This is a genomic window from Streptomyces sp. MA5143a (genome assembly GCF_900290235.1).
Classification (GTDB): Bacteria; Actinomycetota; Actinomycetes; order Streptomycetales; family Streptomycetaceae; genus Streptomyces.
Window position 1 is genome coordinate 1 of sequence record NZ_OLMK01000149.1, and the last position, 2,449, is coordinate 2,449.

The following is a 2,449-nucleotide window of genomic DNA, read 5'->3' on the forward strand; positions in this document are numbered from 1 at the left end:
ACCCTGGCCGCCGACGTCACCGCAGTGGACGCCTCCCCCGACCAGCACCAGCGCGCCGTCACTCGCTACCCGGACACCCCCCTGCACCTAGTGTGCGTCGACGCCGTGGCCCACCTGCGGGACACCGACCCGTACGACCTCATCTACTCCGTCGGCTCCCTGCCGTACCTGAACCCCCACCGGCTGCTGCCTCCTGACCAACGCCCTCAAACCGGACGGACGGCTGCTCGTCTCCGTGCTGCACACCAACTCGAACGACGCCGGGCCGTCGGCCGAGGCGGCCCGCAGCCCGAGATCCTGCGACTGCCCGGCACCACCGACGACCACCTCGTGCGTATGTGGGTCCTCACCCCTCAGCTGTGGGAGGACCTCCTGGGATCTGTCCGGTCGATCATGCTGGTCGTTAGGGTGCGAATGTGTCGCAGACGAGCGTGAGCAACGAGACGGACAGCATGCTCTGCCTTTGGGTCGAGCCGTGGGGAACCGACCATTGGATGCGTCCTGGTGAGGAGTTTTCCGTGGTGACCGAGACGGGTCCGGAAGAGTCGCCCTTCAACGTGGTAGTCCATGCGCAGGGCATCACAGTGTGGGTGAACTCTGCTAACAGCTCCGAAGTCTTCGACAAGAAGGGCAACCCCGCACCGTGCGGGCACCAACGCCCGGCGAATGCCGGGTTTTGAGGAAACATGGCTGTCAGGTCCGCAGCCAGATCACGACACCCGCGGCAATCGCGGTGCCGAGGAAGACTTAGCCGCGCTTATCGTAGCGGGTGACGACGGCCCGGTGCTGCTTGAGTGCCTGCTTCTGAACCCGGTCCGCCGTCGGTACAGCCACCTAACCGAACCGTCGCCCCTCACGCGGGGCTCCCTACGCCCTGCTGAGGCCGCGACAGCAATCCGATGGCGCGCGGTGTGCTCGGTTCAGAGGGGTCTTCCGTGTGTGTCGCCCATCCGCTATGAGCGTGGCCCGTAATGACCACTTGGACCGATCACATCGATCGGTGTTCCGGATCCATCAAGGAGAGGCCTGCATGAGCACCATCGATGAGCGGGTGAAGAAGATCATCATCCGGGAGTTGGGCGTCGAGGAGGAGATCAACAACCGCACGTTGTTGGACGGGCACCTCGTGACGGACGAGGTAGCCAGTGTGAAGCTGTTCGTGGCCTTGGAGGATGAGTTCGAAATCTCCCTTCCCGAGTTCGCCGAGTTCGCCACCGTCCAGGACGGCATTAACCACATCACATGGCAGTGCCGCTGAGGCCAGCGGCGGTGCGCGTGCCAACCGTCACAGAGCCGGGGAATGGTCACAGTGACTGTTCCCCGAACACTTATACAAAGCTCCCATTCCAGACTAGTGGCCGTTGACATGCTGTTACCGAGTTCAGTGCCTGTTTGCTAAGTCGCCGGCGGCATCTTGTCCAAGAAGCCGTTGCCGTACCGATCATCTTGAGTGTGGGTTCGACTCGGAGGACTCGATCGCGTGATCTTGGACCGCTCCAGGTCTGATGGAGGCTCGATTCCCTGAGAGGATCGAGTCATGGCACGTCCGTCCCCTTACCCCGCTGAGCTTCGCGAGCGTGCGGTGCGCATGGTTGCGGAGATCCGACCGAACTACCCGACCGAGTGGGCCGCGATGAAGGCGGTCGCGGTGAAGCTGGGCATCGGTGCGGCCGAGACGGTGCGGACCTGGGTCCGCAAGACCGAGGTGGACGCGGGCCAGCGGCCCGGCACCACGTCCGAGGAGGCTGCGGAGATCAAGCGCCTGCGGGCGGAGAACGCCGAACTGCGGCGGGCGAATGAGATCTTGAAGGCGGCGTCGGCTTTCTTCGCGGCCGAGCTCGACCGGGCGTCAAAGCGCTCGTAGCGTTCATCGACGCACACCGTCAGGTGTTCGGAGTCGAGCCGATCTGCCGTGTGCTCTCCGACCACGGACTGAAGATCGCAACGAGCACCTACTACGCCGCCAAGAACCGAGCTCCCAGCGCCCGCACGGTGCGGGATGAGGAGCTGAAGGCGCACATCAGCCGGGTCCACGCCGACAACTACGGCGTCTACGGAGTCCGGAAGGTATGGCGGCAGCTTCATCGCGAGGGCATAGCAGCGGCCCGCTGCACGGTCGCCCGGCTGATGCGCGAGCTCGGCCTCGAAGGCGCCCGTCGTGGCAGGAAGATCCGAACCACCCTGCGCGACGACGGGCATGAACGGGCGGCTGACCTGCTGCAACGCGACTTCACCGCGTCCCGGCCGAACGAGAGGTGGGTCGCCGACTTCACCTACGTGGCCACCTGGGCGGGGATCGTCTACGTCGCATTCGTCGTGGACGTCTTCTCCCGGGCGGTCGTCGGCTGGTCCGCGGCCACGAACAAGCGGGCCAAGCGCGTCCTCGACGCCCTCGACATGGCCCTGTGGCGCCGCGACCGCGCCGGAACTCCCGCCGGGCCGGGGCTTA

General features: G+C 65.4%; 2 protein-coding genes and 2 pseudogenes. All 4 read left to right on the forward strand.

Features of this window, described 5'->3' with window-relative positions; translation table 11 throughout:
- Positions 1-435: pseudogene (locus SMA5143A_RS43415) on the forward strand (class I SAM-dependent methyltransferase); the annotation flags it as partial.
- On the forward strand, positions 432-680 hold the full coding sequence (locus tag SMA5143A_RS42030; RefSeq protein WP_258194075.1) for a hypothetical protein: 249 nt from the start codon (positions 432-434) through the stop codon (positions 678-680). The pseudogene SMA5143A_RS43415 and the gene SMA5143A_RS42030, both read left to right, overlap by 4 nt.
- 350 nt (positions 681-1,030) lie before the next feature.
- Positions 1,031-1,258 carry an acyl carrier protein gene (locus SMA5143A_RS42035; protein WP_107468039.1) on the forward strand — a complete coding sequence of 76 codons (228 nt, stop codon included), beginning with the start codon at positions 1,031-1,033 and terminating at the stop codon, positions 1,256-1,258.
- 279 nt (positions 1,259-1,537) lie between these two features.
- A pseudogene (locus tag SMA5143A_RS44950) lies at positions 1,538-2,449 on the forward strand (IS3 family transposase); the annotation flags it as partial.

Coding starts and splice junctions, on each gene's coding strand:
- SMA5143A_RS42035 (WP_107468039.1), top strand. CDS start 1,031: ATGAGCACCATCGATGAGCGGGTGAAGAAGATCATCATCCGGGAGTTG.